The 24257-nt window shown below is 70.9% G+C and carries 17 protein-coding genes; 5 read left to right on the forward strand and 12 right to left on the reverse strand.

Annotation, left to right across the window (positions count from 1 at the left end; genetic code table 11):
• Nucleotides 1-118 precede the first annotated feature (118 nt).
• On the reverse strand, nt 119-2140 hold the full coding sequence (locus ITJ59_RS02370; protein ID WP_228510762.1) for an ArnT family glycosyltransferase: 2022 nt from the start codon (nt 2138-2140) through the stop codon (nt 119-121).
• 74 nt (nt 2141-2214) lie between these two features.
• Nucleotides 2215-4998, reverse strand: coding sequence for a hypothetical protein (locus tag ITJ59_RS02375; RefSeq protein WP_194649530.1), 2784 nt, complete (start codon nt 4996-4998; stop codon nt 2215-2217).
• A gap of 148 nt (nt 4999-5146) precedes the next feature.
• Between ITJ59_RS02375 and ITJ59_RS02380 the strand changes: the two genes are divergently transcribed.
• Nucleotides 5147-5623, forward strand: a complete 477-nt coding sequence (locus ITJ59_RS02380; RefSeq protein WP_194649531.1) for a hypothetical protein — start codon at nt 5147-5149, stop codon at nt 5621-5623.
• A 15-nt stretch (nt 5624-5638) separates the two neighbouring features.
• Here the strand turns inward: ITJ59_RS02380 and ITJ59_RS02385 are convergent, their stop codons facing one another.
• From ITJ59_RS02385 to ITJ59_RS02395, 3 genes are all read right to left on the reverse strand, one after another.
• The gene (locus ITJ59_RS02385; protein ID WP_194649532.1) at nt 5639-6676 is read right to left on the reverse strand and encodes a carboxypeptidase regulatory-like domain-containing protein; all 1038 of its coding nucleotides are present in this window, start codon (nt 6674-6676) and stop codon (nt 5639-5641) included.
• 362 nt (nt 6677-7038) lie between these two features.
• Nucleotides 7039-9174, reverse strand: coding sequence for an Ig-like domain repeat protein (locus ITJ59_RS02390; RefSeq protein ID WP_194649533.1), 2136 nt, complete (start codon nt 9172-9174; stop codon nt 7039-7041).
• 114 nt (nt 9175-9288) lie between these two features.
• On the reverse strand, nt 9289-10566 hold the full coding sequence (locus ITJ59_RS02395; protein ID WP_194649534.1) for a HupE/UreJ family protein: 1278 nt from the start codon (nt 10564-10566) through the stop codon (nt 9289-9291).
• Nucleotides 10567-10689: 123 nt separating this feature from the next.
• Between ITJ59_RS02395 and ITJ59_RS02400 the strand changes: the two genes are divergently transcribed.
• Complete coding sequence (locus ITJ59_RS02400; RefSeq protein ID WP_194649535.1) at nt 10690-11406, forward strand: hypothetical protein; 717 nt, start codon at nt 10690-10692, stop codon at nt 11404-11406.
• A 12-nt stretch (nt 11407-11418) separates the two neighbouring features.
• Here the strand turns inward: ITJ59_RS02400 and ITJ59_RS02405 are convergent, their stop codons facing one another.
• The 5 genes from ITJ59_RS02405 to ITJ59_RS02425 form a co-directional block, all read right to left on the reverse strand.
• Complete coding sequence (locus tag ITJ59_RS02405; RefSeq protein ID WP_323749372.1) at nt 11419-12342, reverse strand: ROK family protein; 924 nt, start codon at nt 12340-12342, stop codon at nt 11419-11421.
• Nucleotides 12339-14081 carry a dipeptide ABC transporter ATP-binding protein gene (locus ITJ59_RS02410; protein ID WP_194649536.1) on the reverse strand — a complete coding sequence of 581 codons (1743 nt, stop codon included), beginning with the start codon at nt 14079-14081 and terminating at the stop codon, nt 12339-12341. The genes ITJ59_RS02405 and ITJ59_RS02410 overlap by 4 nt, the downstream gene beginning before the upstream one ends.
• Nucleotides 14081-14974 (reverse strand): ABC transporter permease, encoded by an 894-nt coding sequence (locus ITJ59_RS02415; protein ID WP_194649537.1) that lies wholly within the window; start codon nt 14972-14974, stop codon nt 14081-14083. Before ITJ59_RS02415 ends, ITJ59_RS02410 begins: the two co-directional genes overlap by 1 nt.
• Nucleotides 14971-15930 (reverse strand): ABC transporter permease, encoded by a 960-nt coding sequence (locus tag ITJ59_RS02420; RefSeq protein ID WP_194649538.1) that lies wholly within the window; start codon nt 15928-15930, stop codon nt 14971-14973. The genes ITJ59_RS02415 and ITJ59_RS02420 overlap by 4 nt, the downstream gene beginning before the upstream one ends.
• Before the next feature lie 96 nt (nt 15931-16026).
• On the reverse strand, nt 16027-17820 hold the full coding sequence (locus ITJ59_RS02425; RefSeq protein WP_194649539.1) for a peptide ABC transporter substrate-binding protein: 1794 nt from the start codon (nt 17818-17820) through the stop codon (nt 16027-16029).
• Between the two features lie 217 nt (nt 17821-18037).
• Here ITJ59_RS02425 and ITJ59_RS02430 point away from each other — a divergent pair, with 217 nt between their 5' ends.
• From ITJ59_RS02430 to ITJ59_RS02440, 3 genes are read left to right on the forward strand one after another with little or no spacing between them, the layout of a single operon-like run.
• A complete protein-coding gene (locus ITJ59_RS02430; protein WP_194649540.1) occupies nt 18038-19222 on the forward strand; it encodes an ROK family protein in 1185 nt (394 codons plus the stop codon).
• Complete coding sequence (locus ITJ59_RS02435) at nt 19215-20759, forward strand: M81 family metallopeptidase (RefSeq protein WP_194649541.1); 1545 nt, start codon at nt 19215-19217, stop codon at nt 20757-20759. The genes ITJ59_RS02430 and ITJ59_RS02435 overlap by 8 nt, the downstream gene beginning before the upstream one ends.
• On the forward strand, nt 20756-21496 hold the full coding sequence (locus ITJ59_RS02440; RefSeq protein ID WP_194649542.1) for a copper homeostasis protein CutC: 741 nt from the start codon (nt 20756-20758) through the stop codon (nt 21494-21496). Before ITJ59_RS02435 ends, ITJ59_RS02440 begins: the two co-directional genes overlap by 4 nt.
• A 13-nt stretch (nt 21497-21509) precedes the next feature.
• Here the strand turns inward: ITJ59_RS02440 and ITJ59_RS02445 are convergent, their stop codons facing one another.
• Nucleotides 21510-22697 carry a Fic family protein gene (locus ITJ59_RS02445; RefSeq protein WP_194649543.1) on the reverse strand — a complete coding sequence of 396 codons (1188 nt, stop codon included), beginning with the start codon at nt 22695-22697 and terminating at the stop codon, nt 21510-21512.
• 162 nt (nt 22698-22859) lie between these two features.
• Nucleotides 22860-24200 carry an ABC transporter substrate-binding protein gene (locus ITJ59_RS02450; protein ID WP_194649544.1) on the reverse strand — a complete coding sequence of 447 codons (1341 nt, stop codon included), beginning with the start codon at nt 24198-24200 and terminating at the stop codon, nt 22860-22862.
• Between the last annotated feature and the right edge of the window lie 57 nt (nt 24201-24257).

Raw genomic sequence — 24257 nt, forward strand, 5'->3', positions numbered from 1 at the left:
ACCTGAACCGTTGCGCTGTGCAACTAGGCAGCATCCTGACCCTCGTTCGGGGGCTGCACCAGTCCGCACTTCGGCGGACGCCGCCCGACCCGACCCGCTCCGGACCGGAGCGGGTCGGTCACGAGGCGGCCGTGAGGTCGTAGAGGGTCACACCGTCCACGGTCGTCGACGTGAAGTTCGCCGCGACCCACGCCGTGATCTGGTCGGCAGTCGTGCTGTCCGAGGTGGTGGTCGAGCCGGACCCGGAGGACGAGCCGGCGATGAACCAGTGGATCGCCCCGGCGGCGACCTCGGACCGGAACTGCGCGAGCGTCGGGGCGGGGTCGGTGCCGTTGTAACCGCCGATCGCCATCACCGGGTCGCCGGTCGCCAGCTGGTAGCTCGCGGCGCTGTTGGATCCGACGGTCGCGGCGAGCCAGGTGGCGTCACCGGCGTCGGCGGACAGGGCGTCGACGAGCTCGCTCGAGACCTCCGTCGAGCCGCCGAGCAGGTTCGCGGCGCCTCCGGCCGGGGCGGCCCGGGTCGCGCCGCCCGTGCTCCCACCCGTGCTCGCGCCGGGCGGTGTACCACCGGGTCCGTTCGTTCCAGCCGATGTCCCGCCGGGGGTGGTTCCGCCGGGGGTGGCTCCGCCGGCACCCGTGCCGCGGGCGACGGCCGGGCCGGCCGAGGGGATCGCGCCGCTGTGCGCGACGGACGCCGTCTGCACCGAGAACGCCGTGGGTCCGAGGAGCGCCGTGACGAGCACCGCCGCCACGGTCGCTGCGCCGATGCTCCGTCGGCGGGGCGGCAGGAGCACCAGGACGGTAGCGACAGCCGCGGACGCCAGCACCACCCACCGGATCCAGGGCTGCCACGAGGCCGTCTCGTCGAGCAGCCGGAACGACCACGCTCCCGTCACCGCGACCGTGACGGCAGCCGTGATCCGCCAGGCGAGAACCGCACGGCGCTGCCAGAGCACCCCGGCCCCGATGCCCACCAGTCCGGCGATGTACGGTGCGAGCGCGACCGTGTAGTACGGGTGGAAGATCCCACCCATGAAGCTGAACACCAGGCCGGTCGTCAGCAGCGACGCTCCGAGGACCAGCACCGTGGCGAGCCTCGGGTCGGTGCGCTTCCGGACGCCGACCGCGACCACGGCGACGACGAGGAGCACCAGGGCCGTCGGCAGCAGCCAGGTGATCTGCGTCGCGAACTCCGAGCCGAACAGCCGGGTCAGACCGGTCGAACCCCACGACCCGGCCCCCGTGGTCCCTCCGCCCGGCACCACGCTGCCGTCCTCGTCGCCGGTGACCCGGCCGAGCCCGTTGTAGCCGAAGGTGAGCTCGAGGAAGCTGTTCGTCTGCGAGCCGCCGATGTACGGCCGGGACGACGTGGGCACGAGCTCGACGATGGCGACCCACCACCCCGCCGACACGACGACGGCGACGGCTGCCGCCAGCAGGTGGCCGATGCGTCGGAGCACCGGCCGCGGCGACGCGTACAGGTACACCCCGACCAGCGGCGGCAGCACGAGGAACGCCTGCAGCTGCTTCGTCAGGAACCCGAGTCCGACGAGCACGCCGGCCCAGACCACCCAGCGCATCCGTCCGGACTCGACACCGCGCAGGGTCAGCGCGATCGACCCGACCACCAGGAGCGTCAGGAGCGCGTCCGGGTTGTTGTAGCGGAACATCAGCGTCGCCACCGGGGTCACGGCGAGGGCGGCTCCGGCGACCAGCGCGGCACCTGCCGTGAACCGGCGACGGACGATCCGGTACAGGATCGCCACCGAGGCCACGCCCATCAGCGCCTGGGGGACGAGGATCGACCACGAGTTCAGCCCGAACAGGCGGACCGACACCCCGATCACCCAGAGGAACGCCGGCGGCTTGTCGACCGTGATCGCGTTCGCGGCGTCGGATGAGCCGTAGAAGAACGCCTCCCAACTCTGGCTGCCGGCCTGGATCGCGGCCGAGTAGAACGAGTTCGCCCACCCGTTCACGCCGAGACCGACGAGGTACAGCACCCCGGTCGCCACGAGCAGCCCGAGGAACGCCGGTCGCTCCCACCGCGCCCGGTCCGTCCGGCTGCGGCCGATCGATCGCAGCCGTGCGGACAGCAGGGTGGAACGGACGGGGGTGACGGTCGACGTGCCTGACATGGGTCCACCGTCGCGGTCGGGCATGGACCACACCCCGCCGTGGGCTGGGAGCCCGGTAAGGGTCCGGCGACGGGCTACCGGGTCGTGAACGTCCCCCGCCCACGCTGACCGGAGCCGTAGCCGAGGGCGTGCACGACGTGCGACCCGGTCGCCGATGTGCCCGCCTTCGTGGTCTTGAAGCGGAGCTTGCCGTTCGCGTCCGCCGTCGCACGGCCGAGGCTCGTGCGGTCGATGCTCACCGCGACCGACTCACCGGCTCGGTACCCACTGCCCGACACCGCGATCGTCCCGGGGCGGCTTGCGCTGCCGAGGGTCGTGGTGAGTGCGGTCGTGGTGGCCTGGGCCTCGGTGCAGGCGTCGCCCGGGGTGCCGACCGCGGGCGCCGATGCCGCGGGACGACCGCTCCAGGTGCGCACGCCGTCGTCCTCGCGGATCGTCAGTGCCCCGATCGAGTCGCCGATCACCGACCCGCCCTGGGTGTTGCTGAGCGTCATCGGGTACGCGGACGTGCGGGTCTCGGACGGCTGCCGGTCACCGTTCACGGCGACCCGGACCGCCTTGCACACCTCGCCCGGCTGGAAGGTCACCGGCTGCACGGTCGGTCGGATGCGGCTGTCGTAGCTCTGGTCGAGGTCGAAGAACACCGTGGTGGCCGTCTCGGCCGGTCGGGAGAGCACGGCGGCGGCGGAGACCCAGGCACGGCGACTGCCCTCGTCGACGAACCGGTCTGCGATCCGCGCGGTGGGTCGGTCCGTGACGGCGGGTGTGCCGAGCGTCGATGCGGGGAGCAGCGCCACGTCGCTCAGCAGGACGCCGCCGTTCTGCTTCGGGACGTCGATCGTGACCTCGCGCACCGTCGTCAGGTCGACGCCGGTGAAGGACGCGAGCGGGATCTGTGCCTGCTGCAGCAGGGTCTTCCGCGGGGAGTTCCGCGTGCCGGGCAGCAGCTGGCCGGCACGGCTGACGTCGGACAGCTTCCGGGTGGCGACCGCACCGGCCGCGTCGTGGATGCTCACCGAGACGTCGGCGTTCGTCGACGTGGTGTCATCGGGTGCGACGCGGAGCGACAAGGCACGGAAGCCGGAGAAGTCAGCGGACCCAGCGGCCACCGGGATGTGGAGCTGCCCACCGGACTTCGCGCCGATCGGCGTGACGTGCAAGGACGGCGTCGACGGGACCGAGGCGGCCAGCCACGCGGGCGTGTAGTCGGGCACGTTCGACGAGATCGACACGCACGCCGGCAGCCCCTGCTTCGTCGGCAGCGAGTCCGTGCTCGCGCACGTCGCCGAGGTGATCGACCCGGTCGTGGTGATCGCCGGGTCCTTGTGGTCGAACACGGCGAGGTCACGACGGCTCGAGCCGGGCAGCGATGCGCTGACGCGGAGGTCTGCCTTGCCGAGGGCGGCGGGCTGCCGGTTGCTGCCGTCGAACATCGGCAGGAACTGCTGCTCGTCGCCGAGGGTCAGACGGAAGAACCCGCTGATCAGGCTGGTGCCGACGGCGTACTGCGCGTCGGACGAGAGGCGTGTGGTCTTCTTCGCCTTCGAGCCGCACACGGCGTCCGACTCGTCCCACCAGTCGTCGGACGACGCCTTCGGGTACTTCCCCGGGGTCCACGTGGTGTTGAAGAAGTTGTGGTTGGCGCCCATCACCAGGACCGACGAGCGCAGGACGTCGTCGCCGAAGGCCGTGCGGGAGTCGTCGAAGAAGTGCTGACCCTGCAGATCGGAGACATCGCCGTCGCAGGCGGGCAGCACGACGGCCAGGTTCGTGTCGGGCAGGGTCATCCGCCCGAAGTCGGTGGGTGCCAGCGGCAGGACGGCCTTGATGCCGAACGGGTTCGTGCGCTGCATGTTGAGCAGCGCCGCACGGACGACGCCGTCGCCGCCCCGCGAGTGCCCCATCAGCCCGACGTCGGTCAGGTCGAGCTTGCCGGTGAGCAGCGGCGACAGCCGGGGCTCCTGGCCCGCGTCCGCACGCTGCAGCAGGCTGAGGTGGTCGAGGACGAGCTGTCCGCGGGCCGTCGCACCGCCGTCGTCGGCCAGGGTGCCGTCGAGCGAGTTGATCGCGTTCGCCGAGATCGAGACGACGACCGTGCCGTGGCTGGCGAGCACCGTCGCGGCGGCGTTGTACCCGAGGTAACTCGGGATGTCGGTCTGCCCCGGGCCGCAGGGCCAGGCCCGGCGGCTCGGGGTCCCGCCCACGCAGGCTTCGTGGCGGCCGTGCAGGAACACCGCCACCGGGCGCTTGCCCGGGGCGTCCTTCGGCAGGAAGACCGCGGCGCGCATCTCACCCTTGCGACCGCCGAAGCCGGCGAGGGTCACGGCTTCGTCGCCCAGGTCGTAGTCGGCCCGGACCACCGAGTACTGCCCGGCCGCGGACGGGTCGTCGGTGAGCGGCACGGGCGCCTCGGTGGGAGCAGCCTGCGGCGCGGTCGCGGCCTCGCCGGTCGCCCGTCGAGCGGCGTCGCCGGTCCACCCCTGCTCGACGGAGTCGGCATCGGCCACGGCAGGGTCGGTCGTCGTGACCGTGAGCTGCCGCTGGTCGAGGCTCGTCTGCGCGACACCGATGTCCTTGCCGTCGACGACGAGCACCGGCGCTGCCGCGCGGAGGGGCAGCGGTTCGTCGAGGTCGAGGGTGACGGTGTAGCCGCCGTCGGTCGTCGTGACCGTCCAGTCGTCGCCCTCGGCCACCGGAGCGGCGACGGTCGCGCCGTTCGCGGTCGCGCCGCTGTTCGCCGGTGCGGCACTCGCCGGCAGGGCGACGACGGCGCCGCCGACGGCGAGCGCTCCGGCGACCAGCGCCGAACAGGCGACGTGCAGTGCGACTGTGGAACGACGTCTCGGCGAACGGTTCACGGTGGTTCTCCCCCGGGTGCTGTGGCGTGCGCCACCGCACGCTCCGGTGCCAAGAGTAGGGACGCCGGGGGTCGCGGCAAATAGTCCTGGAGGATGACCTCGCGCTGGCTAGGATCGTGGTGCCCGCCCGGGCGACGAGGGGACAGCGATGGGTTCGGACACTGCACAGCACCGAAGGCCGACGATCGTCACGGTCGCGGTCGTCATCTGGTGGGTCACGACGCTCCTGCGGCTCGTCGTCTCGGTGCCGACCTTCGTCGAGGCCCTGCGCACGGCCGGCGGCGGATTCGTCGGCACGCTGCTCGGTGTCCTCCTCGGCCTCGGCTGGTCCGCGTTGATCCTGTGGCTGGCGTCGCGGATGGCTCGCGGCTCCGGCACCGCGCGACTGTGGCTCGCGATCATCGCGGGGTTCACGATCGTCAACGTGGCGTTCGGCGTCGCGGACGGTGCAGCGTTCTGGGTGCTCCTCAGCCCGGTCGCCGTCGTGGTCGCCGTCGTCCTGAGCTACCAGCCATCGGTCCGTGCGTTCTTCCCGAAGGCCGAGCGTCGCGCCCGCGCAGCCCAGCCGCGGACCCTCGGGTGGGACCCGGACACGGGCGAGCGCATCACGGAGCCCACGAACTGACACCGATCCCGGCCGTCAGCGAGTGCTCCAGAACGAGATCGAGCGACTTTCGTCGCGGATGATGATCGTGTGCGATGCTGCGCGGTCCGCGACCGGCCGATTGCCCTCGCCGCCGTACCAGTACGACACGTACCGACGTTGGCTCGGTGACCAGCCGACGACCTCGACCTTGTAGCGTCCGGCGCTCAGCACCGCACCGAAGGTGCCGCCGCGACCGGGCGACCAGTAGCTCAGGTGCGTGTCGAAGGTGCTGCCGATGGACTCGCCGTACACGTGGACGACGGCGCCGGTGAAGTCGGTGTCGAGCTGCGGGTTGAGGATCCCGGTGAGCGTGACCCCCTCGGTCGAGCTCGCGTCGATGCCGTCCACCACGGTCTCGGTGCGGCCGCCGGCCTGGTGTGCCACTCGGACGTAGGAACGCTCCGCCGTGGCACCCGGATCGCGGTGGAAGCCCCACGACTCGCTGCGGAGCGCCGGCCACGAGTCGAGCGTCTCGTCGTGCGCGTTGACCTGCACGCTGTAGTCGTCGCTCGGCAGCCCGTGCACCCAGTAGTGGCCGTCGGGCGAGGTGACCGCTCGCCGCACGGTGCCGGTGTTCCAGCCCCGCACCACGACCGCTGCGCCGGACAGGTCCGCCCCGTAGGGGTTGTGGGCCGTGCCACCGATCGAGGCACCCCGCCGCATCACGAGCACCACGGTGTCGTGTCCGCCGGCGGTGACCGTGACGCCGGTGCGCTCGGCCGGGATCACATCGTCGAACCCGTACGAGCCCTCGCGCTCGCCGTGCAGCCTCCACGTGCCGGCCGGGACGGCGTCGAACGTCAGCCGGCCGCGACGGTCGCTCGTCGCCGAGTCGGCGGTCCCGCCGTCCGGGGTGCGGAGGTCGACGACCACACCCTCCATCGCGAGCGGCCGCTTCTCCGGGTCGGTGAGCATGACGGTGAGCGCACCGTCGCCCGGAGTGGCCACCGCCGGGGTGACCGGCGTGACGAGCACGCCGATCAGTGTCAACGCGGTCGCGATCCCGACCGTCGTGCGTCGTCGTGCCGTCATGGTGTGCACCTGATCCCCTGGCGGGGCCACCCCTGGCCCCGGTGGAGTGGAGCGTAGCCGCGACGGGGCACGAGCGCGTGGCCGATGTCCGCTCAGTTCACCAACCGCGGCGCGTCGCGTTCCGCGCCGGCGGCGCTCTTCTCGAAAGCGCCGACCGGCACACCGTCGACTCGCACGAGCACCTCCGCTGTGAGCGTCCGGTTACAGGACGCGGATGTCACCGATCGCTCACGAGCGAGTCCAGTGACCGATCACGTACGCGAGCACCCGCTTCCTGACGCACGTGGCGATCACGATCGCACAGGCCTGACGCACGAGAGCCCCGCGACCGGAGTCACGGGGCCCTCGATGGTGCGCGAGTGCTACTTGATGACCACCGACTGCACCGGGCTGGTACTCGTCGTGAGCTCGTCGGTCCCGGCGAAGACGGCGTGCAGGTTGTGCGTGCCCTTCTTCAGCGTGAGCGTCGAGGTGACCGTGCCGTTCTGCACGGTGACGGTCGCCAGGCGCTTCGTGCCCTGGTAGATCCGCGCGGTGCCGTCCACGGTGAAGCCCGTGGCCTTGACCTGCACGGTCGCCTTGCCGCTGCTGTACTTGAGCGCCGTGCGGGACGGGGCCTTCGTGACGGTGACGGTGGCGGCCTTCGCGGTCGCCGAGTCGGTACCCGAGAACGTCGAGTCGGCGTTGACGAACTTCGCGGTGAGCGAGTGCGTGCCGACGGCCAGGGCGCTCGGCAGCACCATGGTGGCGGTGCTGTCCTTGACCGGGACGGTGCCGAGGACCTTCTTGCCGTCCGAGATCGTCACGGTGCCCTGCTGCTTGCCGATGCCACCGGCGATGGTCGCCGTGACCGTGACGGGCTTCGCCGCGTTGACGGCCTGCGAGGCGGCGGACAGCGACAGGCTGGTGGTCGTCGACGGCAGCGTGGCGTGCAGGTCGAACTGGTCGACCGTCGAACCGATCGCGGCCGGGTCGGCGGTGGCCGTCGGCTGGAGGGTCACGCCGCAGCTGTCGACGTTGCCGTGCTGGACCGCCGCGTTGAGCGTGGCGCAGTCACCGGCGCGGATGCTCTCGACGTTCAGCTTGTCGTCGGTGACCGAGACCTTCACGAACGTGCGGACGTGCTCCTGGTTCTCGACCGAGTTGGCCCAGTGACGCTTGCCCGTCGGGTCGAGCGGGTCCGCGCCGTACCCACCCTGGGTGGCGTCCGGTGCGGTCAGGTCGTAGTACTTCGAGCCGGAGGCCGAGTTCGCCGTCATGTAGATGACGCCGCCGGGGCCGGAGAAGACCTCGGGAGCAGCGGGCTGCTCGTTGACGTTGGCCTTCTTGCCGTTCTTGATCGCGTAGCTGCGCGAGTAGGAGTGGTCGTGGCCCTGCAGGACGAGGTCGACGCCCATGTCGGAGAACGCACGCGTGAAGTCGAACCGGCGCTGCTGGTTGTCCTTGTCGTTCGCGTGGTCGGCCGGCGAGTAGATCGAGTGGTGGTAGACGAGCGTGGTCCACTTCGCGTCGTCGCCGTAGCGGTTGATGACGTCGCGCACGTAGTTCACGTGGGCCGCGTCCGAACCGGCTGCGTAGGCGTTCGAGTTGATGTCGATGAACAGGACGCCCTTGTACATGTACCAGTAGTCACCGCCCGAGTTCGCGGTGGTGTTGCCGCCCGGGTAGAAGTCCGGCACCTTGAGCGAGTTCGGCACCTGGTTGTGCTGCTCGTAGGCCTTGCCGCCCACGTCGTGGTTGCCGATGGTCGAGGCCCAGGGGTACCGCTTGAGCACGTCGCTGCTGTCGGCGAACGCACCCCACTCGTACTCGTTGTTGGCGTGCTCGATCTGGTCGCCACCGGAGACGAGGAGCTCGGCGTCCGGCTCGGTCGAGGTGGCGTACTTCAGGGTGTCGGCCCAGCCAGCACCGTCGTCGTCGACGAAGCCCGACGAACCGATCTGCGGGTCGCCGAAGAACAGGAAGTCGAAGTCGCCGGAGAAGCTCTTCGTGGTGAACGTGTACGACGCCGACCAGGCCGAGCCGTCCGCCGCACCGACGTGGTACGTGTACGAGGTGTTCGGCTCGAGGTCCGAGATCGTCGCGTGGGCGTTGATGTAGCCCGACTCGGCGGCGATGCCCGCGATGTTCTTCGTGTTCGAGTCGGTCGTGCTCGTGTCGGCGGCGGTGTTCGCGGCCTTCGAGGCGGCGATCGTCGTCTTGGCGTCGGTGAAGACGCCGTCGGTCATCGACCCCGTCTTCTGGATCTCGAGGGACTGCGCGACGTTCGTCGGGAAGTACCACGAGGCGATGCGCTGGCTCTCGGTCGCGCCGACGCCCAGCAGGATGTGGATCGGGCCACCGGTCGAGATGTTGGTGGTGGGGGTGTTCGTCGCGGCGGACGCGACGTTCGTGCCGACCATCGAGGCACCGGCGATGAGCGCGGCTCCGAGGACGGCTCCGCAGACGCGGAGGGTGGTGGTTCTGCGCCGTGACGCGGCGCCGGACAGGAGACTCATGGTGGTCCGTTTCTCAGACGAGGGATGGTGCAGCACGGAAGACTCTGCATGCCCTGCAAAAAGTCTTGGTAAACGCTGAGTGACAAGTCGTCGCTGTTCAGGAACGGACCGCCGTCATCCCGCTGCGAGCCGCTCCACGAACCAGATCATCCCCATCACGAACACCCCGGCGGTGACCACACCCGTCACCCACAGCGAGACACGGTGCGCCTTCCGCCGCAGGAGCGACAGCGGCGGGAACACGATGACGATGATCGCGAGCTGCACCGCCTCGATGCCCACGTTGAAGATGAGCAGGGACACGAGGAGTTGCCACGAGAACGCCTCGTGGATGCCCAGCGCGCCGGCGAACCCGAGCCCGTGGATGAGTCCGAACGCGAACACCACGACCAGCCGCGTCCAGCCGGCACGGTCGAGCGAGAAGTGCCCGTGCTCGCCGACCACGAGTTCGTCGGCCTTGGACCGTCGCCGCCAGAGCCGCCACAGGTACCAGCCGGCCACCGCGGCGATCGACAGCGCGATGAGCGGTTCGACGACGATCGCGGGCGGACTGACCACTCCGAGCGCGGCGAGGATGAACGTGATGGAGTGCGCGATCGTGAAGGCCGAAGCGGTGAAGACCACCTCGCGCAGGCGCCGTGACCCGGCGATGAGCGCGACGAGGAACAGGATGTGGTCGATCCCGGACAGCAGGTGCTCGGCGCCGAGGCGGAAGAACTCCCAGAAACGCTGCCCGGCGGACTGCTCGGTCGAGAAGGACGGCTGCGAGGCGTCGAGCGTCGCCGACCCCTGCTTCGCGTCCACGTCGTAGGTGACGATCGTCTTCGTGTCGCGGACGAAGGTCTCGCTGTCCGGGAACAGCGTCGACGTCACGACGTGCCCGGTCTGTGTCTCCGACGGCTCCGGGCAGCTGAAGTCCGCCGACACGTGGGCGTACGGCACCTCGTCCTGCAGGTCGACCGTGACGCGGTCGCCGAGCACACCCGTGCATGCCTGCCCACCCGCGCCGGTCACCGAGAACCGGTCGAACACGTACTTCGCGATCGTGTCGGTGTGGGACTCGGCGGCCGACACCATGCCGGGGAAGTCCCCGTCGTCCCACGCCGTCTGGCCCTGCGTGTGGAGGGCGTCGTCGTGTTCGCTCGTGGCGACCGACACGAGCATCAGGTCGTACTCGAGCCCGAGCTCCGCGTGGACGACCGTCGGCTTCGTGGACGTCACCTTCGCGTAGACCACCGAGCTGAAGCCGTGCGCCGATGCCGGCGACGACCCGCCCAGCACGCCGACCACGACCACCCCGAGCAGCAGGAGCGCGGCGACGACGCGCGCGAACGGACGACGCGGACGGGCAGGGCGGGAGCGCAGCAGCGCGACGGTGGTTCCGGAGATCACCGAGCAGACGATGCGGCCCCCGGACGACCGGCAGGTGAACAGGTGGTGACCAGCAGCGGGCCAGGTCCCGCACAGCCACCGCGACCGGCCCGGCGGGCCACCCCGGCGTGTTTCGATGATCCGGTGACCCGCACCGCCCGGACGACCGCCCTGCTGACCGCCGTCGCCCTCGTCGGCGCCGGCACCGCAGTGCTGGCCGGCTGCTCGACCGGCGCAGGAGCAGGCACAGGCACCAGCAGCAGCACCGGCACCGGAGCGGGACCGTCCGCAACGGCGGGCACGCTCGGCGCGGGTTTCTCCGACCCGACCCAGCCGCCGGCTCCCGAGGCCACCATCCACCCGCAGCCGGGTTCGTGGTCCGGGGTGCATGCTCCGGCCGACTACGACGTCGTGCTGCTGTCCGATGCCGGCGACGCCGACGGTGCACCGACCCGCACCCTCGTCGACGCCGTGGAGTCGTGGGCGTCGGACGAGGACGTCTCCGTCACGACGGTGACGGCGAAGGACCCCGACGACCGCATCGCCGCCGTGACCCGTGCGGTCGCCGCGGAGCCCGACCTGGTCATCAGCGTCGGCAACCACATGGTCGACCCCCTCGCCGCCGTGTCACCGACGGCGCTGCACCAGCAGTTCCTGGTCGTCGGCGCCGAGGTCGCCGAGCCGACGTCGAACGTCACCGCTACCGACTGGACCGGCGGCGGCTTCCGCGGCGAGGGGCTCGGCCCGTCGAGCCACTACGACCCGTCGACCTTCACCGACGAGCGCGCCGACCGTGCGCTGCGCGCCGGCCTCGCGGCGGTCCTGCACGACCTGCGCGGCATCGTCGTCTGGGTGCGCTGACCCGGCACCCGCCTACGCCGGCTCGACCTCCGGCACCAGCGCCCGCACCTGCGCCGCCGCACCGAGCGCCACCGCGTCCGACCCGAGGGTCGACTGCGCCAGCCGGATCGTCGCGCCGCTGACGGGTGGCTCGGCCGCGATCGCCGCAGTGATCGCCGGTTCGAGCAGGTCCCACGACCGGGCGATGCCGCCGCCGATGACGATCGTGGTGACGTCGAGGATCCCCGCGGTGAGCAGGGCGGCGCGCGCCAGTCCCCACCCCGCGGCCTGGAAGACGGCAGCGGCGTCCGTGTCGCCGGCACGCGCCGCGACCGCGACGTCGCGGGCCGACAGCCGTCGCCCGGACCGTTCGGCGTACCGGTCGGCGATGCCGCGGGCGCCGGCGATGGTCTCGAGGTGACCGATCTGTCCGCAGGTGCAGGTCGCATCGCCGAAGCCCGGCACGTGGCCGATCTCGCCGGCGGCGCCGCGCGGCCCCGCGAAGAGCTGTCCACCGAGCACGAGGGCCCCGCCGACCCCGGTGCCGAGGGTCATGCCGAGCACGTCGGACTCCCCCACGACGGCGCCCGTCGCGATCTCGCCGAGCAGGAACGCGTTCACGTCGTTGTCGAGGGTCGCGGGAACGCCGAGGGCGTCGTGGACCGCGTTGGTCACGCCGTAACCGGCCCAGCCGGTGAACGAGTTGCCCGTCACCAGGACCGTTCCGGTGGTCGCGTCGACCACGCCGGCCGCGCCCACCCCGACACCCGCCAAGGAGGCCCGGTGCCGGACGAGCAGGCCCGTCACCGCCCCGACGGCGGCCGTCACGATCGCCGCCCCGCCCGAGTGGGCGGGCGTCGGCAGGTCGACACGGTCGATGACCTCGAGGTCGGGGGTCGTCAGGACGACCTTGGTGTTCGTGCCGCCCACGTCGACGCCGGCGATCACCCGGGTCACGAGGTCACCGCCGCGAGCGAGGCGAGGCGTTCGGTCCGGCGCTGCCGTTGCAGGATCGGGTCCGGCACGGGCACCGCCGCGAGCAGGCGTCGGGTGTAGTCGGTGGTGGGGTGCAGCAGCGTCGTGCCGGTGGTGCCCTGCTCCTCGACGACGCCCTGGCGCATCACGACGACGCGCTCGGCGAAGTGCTGCACCACGGCCAGGTCGTGCGAGACGAACAGGCACGCGAACCCCAGGTCGTCCTGGAGTTCGCCGAGGACCTCGAGCACGGTCTCCTGCACGCTGACGTCGAGCGCCGAGGTCGGTTCGTCGGCGACGAGCAACCGCGGCTCGAGCACCAGGGCGCGGGCGAGCGAGACCCGCTGACGCTGACCGCCCGACAGCTCCCGGGGCGCACGCGAGGCGAGCGACCGCGGCAGCCGGACGGCGTCGAGCACCTCGTCGATCCGGCGACGACGATCAGCCGACGGCATCCCGCGGCGGTGCACGGCGAGCGGTTCGGCGATGCACTCCGCCACGGACATCCGGGCGTCGAGCGAGGCCACGGGGTCCTGCAGCACGACGCCGATGCCGGACCGGAGGGCCCGCCGATCGCGCCCACGGGCACTGCGCAGGTCCTGCCCGAACAGCGACACGGTGCCGGACGTCGGTGTGACCAGCCCGAGCGCCACCCGGGCCGCGGTGGACTTGCCGGAGCCGGACTCGCCGACCAGGCCGACCGTCTCGCCCGCGTGCACGGCGATGTCGATCCCCTGCAACGCGTGGACGGCGCGCGCCCCGCGCCCGAACGTCACCGTGACGTCCCGCAGGTCGACCACCGGGGCCGCCCCGGGCCTCCCGGCCGCCGCACCCGACTCGTGCAGCTCGGAAGACGCCGGCGTCTGCGCATCACGCCCCTGAATCTGGAGGCGTCTCGCCGACTCGGCGGCGTCGGGCGAAGACGCCGGCGTCTCGAGCCGTGGCACCGCGGCGAGCAGCCGCTTCGTGTAGTCGTGCTCCGGACGGAGCAGGACGTCCTCGACGCTGCCGGTCTCGACGATCTCGCCCTGCAGCATGACCGCGACGCGGTCGGCGAAGTCCGCGACGACCCCCATGTTGTGCGTCACGAGCAGCACGCCGGTGCCGGTGTCGACGGCGAGCTTCCGGAGCAGCTCGAGGATCTCGGCCTGCACCGTCACGTCGAGTGCCGTCGTCGGCTCGTCGGCGATGAGCAGCTTCGGCGAGTTCGCGATCGCCATCGCGATCACCACACGCTGCCGCTGCCCGCCGGACAACTGGAAGGGGAACGACCGCGCCCGCTGCTCCGGCGACGGGATCCCGACGCGACGGAGCAGGTCGACGGCCTCGGTCGCGGCCTGCGCGGCGGTGACCGTGCGGTGGTTCCGGATCACCTCGGCGATCTGCGCGCCGACCCGGGTGAGCGGGTCGAGGGCCGTCGCGGGCTCCTGGAAGACCATCGACACCGTCGAGCCCCGCAGCGCGCGGAGCGACGGTTCGGGAGCGCCGACGACCTCGTGACCGGCGACGAGCGCGCTGCCAGTCGCGGTCGCGTTGCCGGACAGCAACCCCATCGCGGCGAGCGCCACCGTGGACTTGCCGGAGCCGGACTCGCCGACCAGCGCGAGCGTCTCGCCGGGTGCGACCGTCAGGGACACGCCCCGGACGGCCGACACGGTGCCGGACTCGGTGCTGAACGAGACGCCGAGGTCGGTCGTCTGCAGGATCGGTTCGGTGGTCATCAGCGGCCCCTCACGTCGAAGGCGTCCCGGAGTCCGTCGCCCACGGCGTTGAACGCGCAGACGATCAGGATCACGGCCAGACCCGGCGGCACGATGAGCCACCAGTGTCCGGAGTACGCGGCGGTGAGTCCCGCCGAGAGCATGCCGCCCCAGTCCGTCGCGGGCGGCTGCACGCCGAGCCCGAGGTACGAGACGTAGGCGACGAGCAGGATCGCGTCGGCCACCTGGAAGGTGGCGGCGACGACGATCGTGGACACCGAGTTCGGCAGCAGGTGCTTGCCGATGGCGCGGGCGTGCGAGCCGCCGATCGCGCGCAGGGTGAGCACGTAGTCGCGGTTCTTCAGCGTCAGGGTCTCCGCGCGGATCAACCGCGACGGCACCAGCCACGAGACCAGCCCGAGGATCAGGATGAGCCCGGCGACACCGGGGGTCGTGATCGCCGAGATGACGAGCAGGATGAACAGCGCCGGGATCGCGATGCCCGCGTCGACCACGCGCATCATCAGGGCGTCGACCCAGCCGCCGACGTAGCCGGCGACGGAGCCCCACAGGGTGCCGACGACGGTGGCCAGGACCCCGGCGGCGATGCTGACCATCAGGGACACCTTGCCGCCGTACATCAGCCGGCCGAGCACGTCGTGGCCGACGGCGTCGGTGCCGAGCCAGTGCGCCGCGCTCGGTCCCTGGTTCGCCTGCTCGAGCAGGGTGTGGGTCTGGTCGGTCGGGTACAGGAACGGTCCGACGAAGCAGAACAGGACGATGACGACGATCACGGCCAGGCCGATCACGGCGAGCGTGTTGCTCCGGAACCGGCGGGCGGCGAGCCGGAACCCGGTGGCCGCGACGGTGACGGGAGCGCCCGGGGCTTCCGGTGCCAGTTGTACGGCGCTCATGCGCGGTCCGCCTTCACTCTGGGATCGATCAAGGACTGCACCACGTCGGCGAGCAGGGTGCCGATGACGGTGGCGATCGAGATGACGAGGACGCAACCGAGCAGGGTCGGGTAGTCCGACGACTGCGCGGCGTTCCAGAACAGCAGGCCCATGCCGGGGTAGTTGAACAGCTGCTCGGTGACGAGTGCGCCGCCGAACAGCACGGGCAGGTAGTAGCCGAGCATCGCGACGACGGGCGTCAGCGAGTTCCGGAACACGTGGCGGCGCAGGATCGTCATCGTCGACGCTCCGCCGGCGCGCGCGGTGCGGACGTAGTCCTCTTGCAGGTTCTCGAGCGTCGAGGCCCGCATGTACCGGCTGAACACGGCGATCATCGCGAGCGCTCCGGTGACGACGGGCAGGACGAGCCCGGCCGGGTCCTGGAACACCTCGGCCAGCGTGGTGCCGCTCGGCGCCTGCGACGGCAGCCACGGCAGCTGCTGGCTGAAGACGATGATCAGGAGGAGCCCGAGGAAGAACGCGGGCGTCGAGTAGAAGACGAAGGCCAGCGCGGTGGCGGCGTAGTCGACGGCACCGTTGCGGCGGGCGGCCTGGAGCATGCCGACCGGGATCGCGATGACGAGCCCGAGCACAGCGGAGATGCCGGTCAGCACGAGGGTCTTCGGCAGGCGCTCGGCGATGAGCTGCGAGACCGGCTCGTTGAGCGTGTACGAGGTGCCGAGGTCGCCGGTGAGCAGGCGTCCGAGGAACCGCAGGTACTGCACGGGCAGGGCCTGGTCGAGTCCCTGCGACTGGTTGAACGCGGTGATCTGCGCGGGCGTCGCGGAGACGCCGAGGACGCCGCGTGCGGGTCCGCCGGGCAGCGCGTGCAGCAGGCAGAACACCACGATCGTGACGATGAGGATCACCGCGAGCGCCTGCAGGACGCGCCTGGTGAGGTAGAGGACTGTGGTCATGCTGCTTCCGTCGTTCGGATGGTTGCGTGAGCCGGTCGGGAGGCGCGGTGCGGGTCGGACCCGCACCGCGCCTCCGCGGATGGTCGCGTCAGCGACCTACTTGGTCCACTTCCACTGAGCCGGGTGGAAGTTGGCGAGCGAGTCCTGGTCGAACCCGGACAGGCCCTTCTTGACGACCGAGATCTGGTAGTCGGGGCTCGGCAGCCAGATCACCGGCAGGTCCTTCGCGACCGCGGCGCTGTAGTCCTGCACGGCGGTGGCGTCGGTCGAGGTGGTGGTCGCGTCGATCAGGTCGTCGACCTGCTTGTTCGAGTAGCTGCCGAAGTTCGCCGATCCGCCGGTCTGGAACAGCGACTCACCGGTCGGGTAGGCCGGGAAGTACCAGCTGCCCGCGGTGCCGAAGAACGACAGGTCCCAGTCGCAGCTGGCCTCGTCGCTCGTGCACGTCGGGGTCTGCGACAGGACGCTCGACACCGGCGCGGTCTTGATGGTGAAGCCGATGCCGGTCTTCGCGAGCGAGGACTGGATCGCGCTCATCATGTTGTCGGTCACGGTCGAGCCGGACTGCGACAGCACGCCCATGGTGAACTTCGTGCCGTCCTTCACACCCTCGCCGCACTGGCTGGCCGAGGTGCCGGGGTCGGTGCAGACCATGGTGCCGCCCTGCTCCTCCCAGCCGTGGCTGGTCAGCAGGTCCTTGGCCTTCGAGGTGCTGAACGGGTACGGGTTGTCCTTCTGCACGTCGGAGACGTAGTCGGACTCCTGCGCCTGCGGGATCGGGCCGTAGGTCGAGGTGGCGGTGCCGTTGAAGACGACCTTCGACAGCGACTTCTGGTCGATCGACATCTGCACGGCCTGGCGGGCGTACAGCTGCTTGAAGACGGCGCCCATGTCCGGGTTGTTGAAGTTGTACGGCATGTACGTGATGGCCCAGCCGGTCCAGGGCTTCACCTCGTAGCCCTTCGCCGTGAAGGACGACTCCTGGTCCATGTCCGTGGCGTTGATGTAGCCGTAGTCGACCTCGCCGGAGCGGACCGCGTTCACCTCGGCGTCGGCCGTCGTGAAGGGCAGCAGGTTGACGGTCGTGATGGAGGGCTTCTCGCCGCCGTCGTACTTCGTGTTCGCCGTCAGGGTGACCTTGCCGGCGGTGGTGAACGTCTTCACGCCGTAGGGGCCGGAGATGGTCTTCCACAGGTCGTCGGTGGCGTAGTCCGAGATCTTGCCGGCCGCGGTGTTCAGGTACTTCCAGACCTGCTTCGCGCCGGCCGTGGTCTCGTCGGCGTTCGTGACCTTCGCGCTCGCGCTGGTCTTGTCCCAGGCGTGCTGCGGCAGCGGGATGATGTGGCTCAGCTGGTTGGCGAGCATCCAGTCCGAGTTGTAGGCCTTGTCGAACGTGATCGTGAAGTGCGTGTCGTCAACGGCCTTGAACGACGTCCAGTTGTCCGGCGCCTTGCCCTTCGAGTACGAGCCCCACTGGTCCTTGTTCGCCTTGATCAGGTTGAACCAGAACCCGACGTCGCGGCTCGTGATCGCCTCGCCGTCGGACCAGTGCCGGTCGCCGAGCGTCATCGTGACGCTCTTGCCGTCGTCGGCGAACTTCGCGTCGGTGGCGACGGAGCCCGCCTTGTTCCACGCGATCTTGCCGGTCGAGCCGTCGTACGCGACGAGGGGTTCGTACAGCGACTGGGCGATGGAGCCGTTGTTCGTGTTGAGGTGCGCGGCGGTGCCGATCGGAAGGATCCAGTTCGGCGTGAAGTTCGCGGGCAGGGCGTAGTCGATCTCGTCCGTGTTGCTCGGGGCGGCGTTCCCGCCTCCGGAACAGCCGGCGAGCAGGGCGCTCACGGCGATCGCTGCGCCGGCGATGAGCGCCAGGCGGCGGGGCTTGGTCATGCGGTGTCTCCTAGTGCGTGGGAGTTCTGGGGAGGTGGAGCACACGTGCCGAGCGGCACGGACACAGTCAATGGCCAAAGCGGTTGGAAAAACAAACATGTTCGTGTAAAAACTGCGTTTCTGCCGTTCAGGCGAAAGGGTGAACCGGTCATTCCGCCGGTTAGGCTCCGGGTGTTCGGTCGGTTCGACCGTCGTTTCACCCGGATTGGAGAAAGTCGTGCCGGACCTCTCTGCACGCGTCCTGGAGCTCGTCTCGTCGGGCCAGGCCGCCAGCCGCACCGAGATCGCGACGCTGCTCGGCGCCGCGCCGTCGACGGTCTCCCACGTCGTCGCCCAGCTGCTGTCACACGGGCTCCTGGCGGAAGAGGGCACCGACGTCTCGACCGGCGGCCGCCCCCGCAAGGTGCTCCGCATCGGCGGCGTCGACGAGTACGCGGTCGCCGCGGACGTCGGTGGCGGGCACGCGCGGGTCGGGATCGTGCTTCCAGGAGGCGCGCTCGAGTCGGTCGCGAACGTCCCGTTCGCGCTCTCCGACGGTCCGACCGCCGGTCTGCAGCGCCTGGCGACGCTGCTCGAGCGGCTCGCCGACGACCGTGGTCGCGCCGGCCTGCGCGGGGTCGGCCTCAGCCTGCCCGGTCCCGTCGACGTCGAGGCCGGCGTCGTCGACCTGCCGAGCCGGATGCCGGGGTGGAACGGGTTCCCCGTGGCCGCCTGGTTGTCCGAACGCTTCGGCCTGCCCGCGATCGTCGACAACGACGCGAACTGCATGGCCGCCGGCGAGCAGAGCGTCCAGCCCGCCGGGCGCCGCCAGACCATCACCGTCAAGGCCGGCTCGGCGATCGGCGCGGGCATCGTCATCGACGGCCGGCTCTACCGGGGATCCACGGGGTCCGCCGGGGACATCACGCACGTGCGGATCGACGCCGCCGGGGACACCCCGTGCTCGTGCGGGAACACCGGGTGCCTCGAGACCGTCGCGTCCGGGGCCGCACTCGTCCGGATCCTGTCCGACGCCGGCGTCGACGTGTCCTCCACCGCCGACGTCGTCCGGCTCGCCTCGGACGCCCACCCCGAGGCCACCCGGGCCGTGCGCCTGGCCGGTCGGTACCTCGGCGAGGTGCTCGCTGCCAACGTGAACTTCTTCAACCCGGACGCCGTCTACCTGGGCGGCATCCTGTCCACCCTCGACCCGTTCATCGCCGCGGTGCGCAGTCAGCTCTACGAGAGCTGCCACCCGCTCATGACGCAGCACCTGGCGATCGAGCCGGTGTCGCTCGGCGCCGACGCCGGGCTCGTCGGCGCCGGGCAGTTCGCGTTGCAGCGGGGCCTCGCCGCCTCGCTCGAGGAACGCTCCGCCCCCATCCCGCAGTCCACCACCAGGAACAGGAGTGTCCGTGTCTGAGACCGTGTCCGCCACCCCCGCCGCCCGCCGCCCGGTCATCGCCATCGCCGGGCTCGCCATCGAGACGTCGACCTTCACTCCGACCCGCACCCACGCGCCGGCGTTCCACCCGGACCGCGGGGACGAGGTCGTCGCGCGGTACCCGTTCCTGGCGACCATGGCGGACCGCGCGGACTTCCGCGGGGCGCTCATCGGACACGCACTGCCCGGCGGCATCGTGGACCGGGCGTCGTACGAGGAACTCGCGGCCGAGATCGTCCAGCGCCTGCGCGCGATCGTCGCGGCCGAGCACGTGGACGGCCTCTGGTACGACATCCACGGTGCGATGGTCGTCGAGGGGCTCGACGACGCCGAGACGGACCTGCTCGGCCGCATCCGTGCAGTCGTCGGCCCGGACGTCATCGTGTCGGCGTCGATGGACCTGCACGGCAACGTCACGCGGGAGCTCGCCCACCAGGTCGACCTGGTCACGTGCTACCGGATGGCCCCGCACGAGGACACCCTCGAGACGAAGGAGCGCGCCGTCCGCAACCTGGTCGACGTGCTCACGACCCGGCCGGTCGGAGCGCAGCGCCCGGTGAAGGCCTGGATCCCGATCCCCGTGTTGCTGCCCGGCGAGCAGACCTCGACCCGCCTCGAGCCCGCGGCGTCGCTGTACGCGCAGGTACCCGTCGTCGAGGCGACCGAGGGCGTGCTCGACGCCGCGATCTGGGTCGGGTACGCCTGGGCGGACCAGCCCCGCGACCGCGCGGTCACCGTCGTCACCGGGTGGGACCAGGCCGCGGTGTCCGCCGGGGCCGAGCGCCTCGCCCGGGCGTTCTGGGACGTCCGCGAGGACTTCGTGTTCGTCGCGCCGACCGGCTCGTTCGACGAGTGCCTCGCCGCTGCGCTCGCACCCGACGCCGCCCGCCCGTACTTCGTGTCCGACTCCGGGGACAACCCCACCGCCGGTGGCTCGGGGGACATGACCTGGGGGCTGACGCAGGTCCTGGCGAACCCGGCGTTCACCAGCGCCGACGGCCCCACCCTGATCTACGCGAGCGTCCCCGGCCCCGCCGCGGTCGCCACGGCCGTCGCAGCCGGCGTCGGCGCGACCGTCACCGTGACCGCCGGTGCCGAGGTCGACGACGTCCACGCCGGACCGATCACCATGACCGGCCGCGTGCACGCGATCAAGCACGGCGACCGCGACGCCGAGACCGAGGTCGTGCTGCAGGTCGGCAGCGTGTTCGCGATCCTGACGAAGCTGCGCAAGCCGTACCACCACGAGCACGACTTCACCGACCTCGACCTGGCGCCACGGCAGGCGGACGTCGTCGTCGTGAAGATCGGCTACCTCGAGCCGGAGCTGTTCGACATGGCCGCCGACTGGATGCTCGCGCTCACCCCCGGTGGTGTCGACCAGGACCTGCTGCGCCTCGGGCACCACAGGATCGAGCGGCCGGTGTTCCCCTACGATCGAGTGTTCCCCGAGGCACCGGACCTGACCGCCAGGATCATCCCGGCCTCGGACCAGCCGCTCGGAGCCACTGCATGACCCACTCCCCCGTTGCCCTCGAGATCGCCGTGACGTCGCCGCAGGGCGCGATCGTCGCACGCGACGGCGGGGCCGACCGGGTCGAACTCTGCGTCGGCCTCGAGCTCGGCGGGCTCACCCCGTCGCAGGCGCTCGTCGAGACGACCCACGAGACCGGGATCCCGGCGCACGCCCTCGTCCGTTGCCGCCCCGGCGGGTTCGTGCACACCCCCGACGAGGTCGAGCTCATGGTGCGCGAGGTCCGCACGGTCCTGCGCTCCGGTGCCGCCGGCGTCGTCGTCGGTGCCCTGCGCCCGGACCGGACCCTCGACGAGGATGCCCTGCGCCGCTTCGTCGAGGCCGCCCGCTCGGTCAGCGCGACCGCCGAGGTCACCCTGCACCGGGCGATCGACCACGCGGTGGACCCGGTCGCCGCAGCAGCCACGCTCGCGGGCCTCGGGTTCACGCGCGTTCTGACCTCGGGCGCCGCGCCCACGGCCGGTGCGGGCGCGACGACGATCGCGCGCATGGTCGAGGCCGCCGGACCCGTCCAGGTGATGGCCGGCGCAGGTGTGACCCCGGCCGACGTGCCGGCCCTGGTCGCCACGGGTGTCGCCGCCGTGCACCTGTCGGCCAAGCGCGCTGCGCCGGGCAGCGCCCACGCCGGGGTCCCGATGGGCGGCGCCGACGACGGTTCCGCGCACTTCGTGACCGATGCCGAGGTCGTGGCGGCCGCCCGACGCGCCCTCGACGCCTGACACCGAGCCCGCGTCAGCCGCGACGCCCAGCCCGCCTGGCGAACGCGTCGAGCGCCGCCAGGACCTCGTCGTTGCGGTACAGGACCCCGTGCTGGTACTCGTTCTTCGACACCAGGATCCCTGCTCCGACGAGTTTCTGGAGGTGCGGGTACGCGTTCCGCGGTTCGATCCCCATCTGGGAAGCGAGGACCGTGGCGTTCAGCACCGGTTGGCGTGCGACGACGTCGAGCGCTGCCCACACCCCGGAGTCACGTCGAGCCTCGAGGCGGTCCCCCCACCCCTGACGGATCCGTTGGATGTCCTGCACCAGCTCGGTGGCGTTGCCGATCGCGACGAAGGACGCCTCGGCCACACGCCGGATGATCGGCTCGACCGTGCCGCGGCGGTACGCCATCAGCGCCTCGACGTACCCGTCGGTGTCGGTGAGGAGCCCGGCTGACACGGGGACCGTGACGTTCCGGGTCAGTTCGTTCGAGCGCAGCATCGCCTGCAGCAGGGCACGCCCCGTGCGCCCGTTGCCGTCGGTGAACGGGTGGACCGTCTCGAACTGGGCGTGTGCCACCGCGACCTGTGCCAACCGTGGCAGGTCGAGGCGCCGCGCGAACGCCATCACGTCGTCGATCAGCGCCGGCACCCGCTGCCAGGCCGGAGCGACGTAGTCCGCGCCGACCGGGGATCGTCCGTCCGTGCCGATCCAGACGGGCTCCTGTCGGAACGCTCCGGCGTCGTGGTGGGGATCCCCGTCCATCAGCACCTTGTGCATCGCGAGCACGGTGTCCGCGGTCAACTCGTCGGACAACTCGATCGCCGTGCGCATGGCTCGGGTGTTGGAGACGATCGCCGTGGCGTTGCGTTTGCCTGGAGCGCCGATCTCGGCAGTGAAGACCTGTCGGGCGCTGGCCGTCAGGTGCTCGATCTGCGAGGACGCCGCTGCCTCGGACCGCAGGAGGAGGGACGAGAACGGCGCCACCTCGCCACCGAGTTCGCCGTCGAAACGCACGAGGGCCGTCGAGGCCTCGTCGACCAGTGTCGCCACCTCGTCGCTCAGCTCGAGTGCAGCCGCGGCGATGTGCGGCGGCACCGCGGCGAGGTACGGTTCGCGCACCGTGCTGCGTCGAGCGGCACGGGGACCGTAATCGGCGTCGCGTCGCTCCCAGTCGAGTTGCTCGTACTCCAGCGCCGGCCAGGTGGTCGTGGACACGTCGGACTCCTGACCTCAGAACACCATCGCCAGATCTTCTGACTTGTGCCACTATCTCAGAAAATCTGGCCGCGCGCTTCTGACATCGCCCCGACCGCGAAACGGGAGGCGCGGTGCCAGCTGGCACCGCGCCTCCTGTCCGCCGTCAGCGCGTCAGCGCTGTCAGCCCTTGACCGGGATCGACTGCGCCTTGAGCGCCGCCACCGTCTTGGACTGACCGGACTGCAGCGCCTCGAGCAGCGTGCCGTCGCCGGACGACGCCGATCCGAAGCCGTCGGAAACGTCCGAGTAGGTCTGTGTCATCGTCGGACCCCAGGTGAAGGGCTGGATGTCCTTCGCCGCGGTCGCGAACTCCTCGTAGATCTTCTGGTTGCCGTAGAACGGGAGTCCCTCGGTCAGCGCGGGGAGCTCGGCACCGGTGGAGGACGCCGGGTAGAGGTTGGCCTCCTTGTTCAGTGCGGACAGCGCCTCGGTCGAGGTGTTCAGCCAGACCAGGAACTTCGACGCCTCGGCGGGGTGCTTGCTGCCGGCGAAGACGACGTTCGACGAACCGCCCCAGGCGGCCGACTTCGACTCACCCTCGCTCCACTGCGGCATCGGCGCCACGGCCCACTTGCCGGAGGTCGACGGCGCACCGCTCGAGATGGTGTTCGCACCCCAGACGGCGGAGACCCAGGTCCAGTCCTTGCCGCTGTCGTACGCGGCGTTCCACTGGTCGGTGAAGCTCGGCAGGGTGTTGACGAGCTTCTTGTCGATCAGGTCCTGCCAGTAGTCGGCGACCTTCTTCGACTTCGCGTCGGTCAGGTCGACCTTCCAGTCGGAACCGGAGTTCGAGAACCACTGGCCGCCGGCCTGCGAGACGAGCCCGGCGAACTGGTTGACGTCACCCTTGGCGAAGTTCGTGATGTTGCCGCCGAGCGCCTTGATCTTGACGGCGTCCTCGGCGTACTCCTCCCACGTCTTCGGGGCGTCGAGCCCGGCCTTCTCGAACAGGTCCTTGCGGTAGTACAGCGCCATCGGGCCGGAGTCCTGCGGCACCGCGTAGACGGACTTCGACTCACCGAAGGTGACCTGGTTCCAGAGGCCGTCGGAGAAGTCCTTCTTCGCCGCCGAGATGCCGGAGCACGCGCCGATGTCCTCGAGGCCGCCCTGCACCCGGAACGCCGGCAGGGTGTCGTACTCGACCTGGCCGATGTCCGGCGCCTGCTTCGCCTTGAGCTGGTTGAAGAAGTTCTGGTACGTGCCGCTGTTGCCGTTCGCGACGATCGAGGTCTTCACCTGGATGTCCGGGTTCGCCTTGTTCCAGATGGCGACGACCTTGTCCATGTTCGGCACCCAGGTCGTGAAGTCGAGCGTGACCTTGCCGCTCGAGGGCTTGCAGCTCGCGGCTGCGGTGTCGGAGGAACCGCCGCCGCTGCCGCTGCCGCCGGCGCTGCAGCCGGCGAGGGCGACGGTCGCGGCGACCGCCAGGGCGGCGACGCTGAGGAACTTCGTTGTCTTCATGCTGTTTCCGTTCGGGATGTGTGGTGTGGGGAGAGCTGGTGTGCGGAGGGAGTGCTG

Origin of the sequence: Curtobacterium sp. VKM Ac-1393 (genome assembly GCF_015350995.1) — a bacterium.
GTDB lineage: Bacteria > Actinomycetota > Actinomycetes > Actinomycetales > Microbacteriaceae > Curtobacterium.

Bases quoted from the DNA above. Each gene is read 5' to 3' on its own strand.
- ITJ59_RS02420 (WP_194649538.1), bottom strand. From the start codon at position 15,930: ATGACCACAGTCCTCTACCTCACCAGGCGCGTCCTGCAGGCGCTCGCG.
- ITJ59_RS02440 (WP_194649542.1), top strand. From the start codon at position 20,756: ATGACCCACTCCCCCGTTGCCCTCGAGATCGCCGTGACGTCGCCGCAG.
- ITJ59_RS02380 (WP_194649531.1), top strand. From the start codon at position 5,147: ATGGGTTCGGACACTGCACAGCACCGAAGGCCGACGATCGTCACGGTC.
- ITJ59_RS02410 (WP_194649536.1), bottom strand. From the start codon at position 14,081: ATGACCACCGAACCGATCCTGCAGACGACCGACCTCGGCGTCTCGTTC.
- ITJ59_RS02425 (WP_194649539.1), bottom strand. From the start codon at position 17,820: ATGACCAAGCCCCGCCGCCTGGCGCTCATCGCCGGCGCAGCGATCGCC.
- ITJ59_RS02390 (WP_194649533.1), bottom strand. From the start codon at position 9,174: ATGAGTCTCCTGTCCGGCGCCGCGTCACGGCGCAGAACCACCACCCTC.
- ITJ59_RS02385 (WP_194649532.1), bottom strand. From the start codon at position 6,676: ATGACGGCACGACGACGCACGACGGTCGGGATCGCGACCGCGTTGACA.
- ITJ59_RS02370 (WP_228510762.1), bottom strand. From the start codon at position 2,140: ATGTCAGGCACGTCGACCGTCACCCCCGTCCGTTCCACCCTGCTGTCC.
- ITJ59_RS02415 (WP_194649537.1), bottom strand. From the start codon at position 14,974: ATGAGCGCCGTACAACTGGCACCGGAAGCCCCGGGCGCTCCCGTCACC.
- ITJ59_RS02450 (WP_194649544.1), bottom strand. From the start codon at position 24,200: ATGAAGACAACGAAGTTCCTCAGCGTCGCCGCCCTGGCGGTCGCCGCG.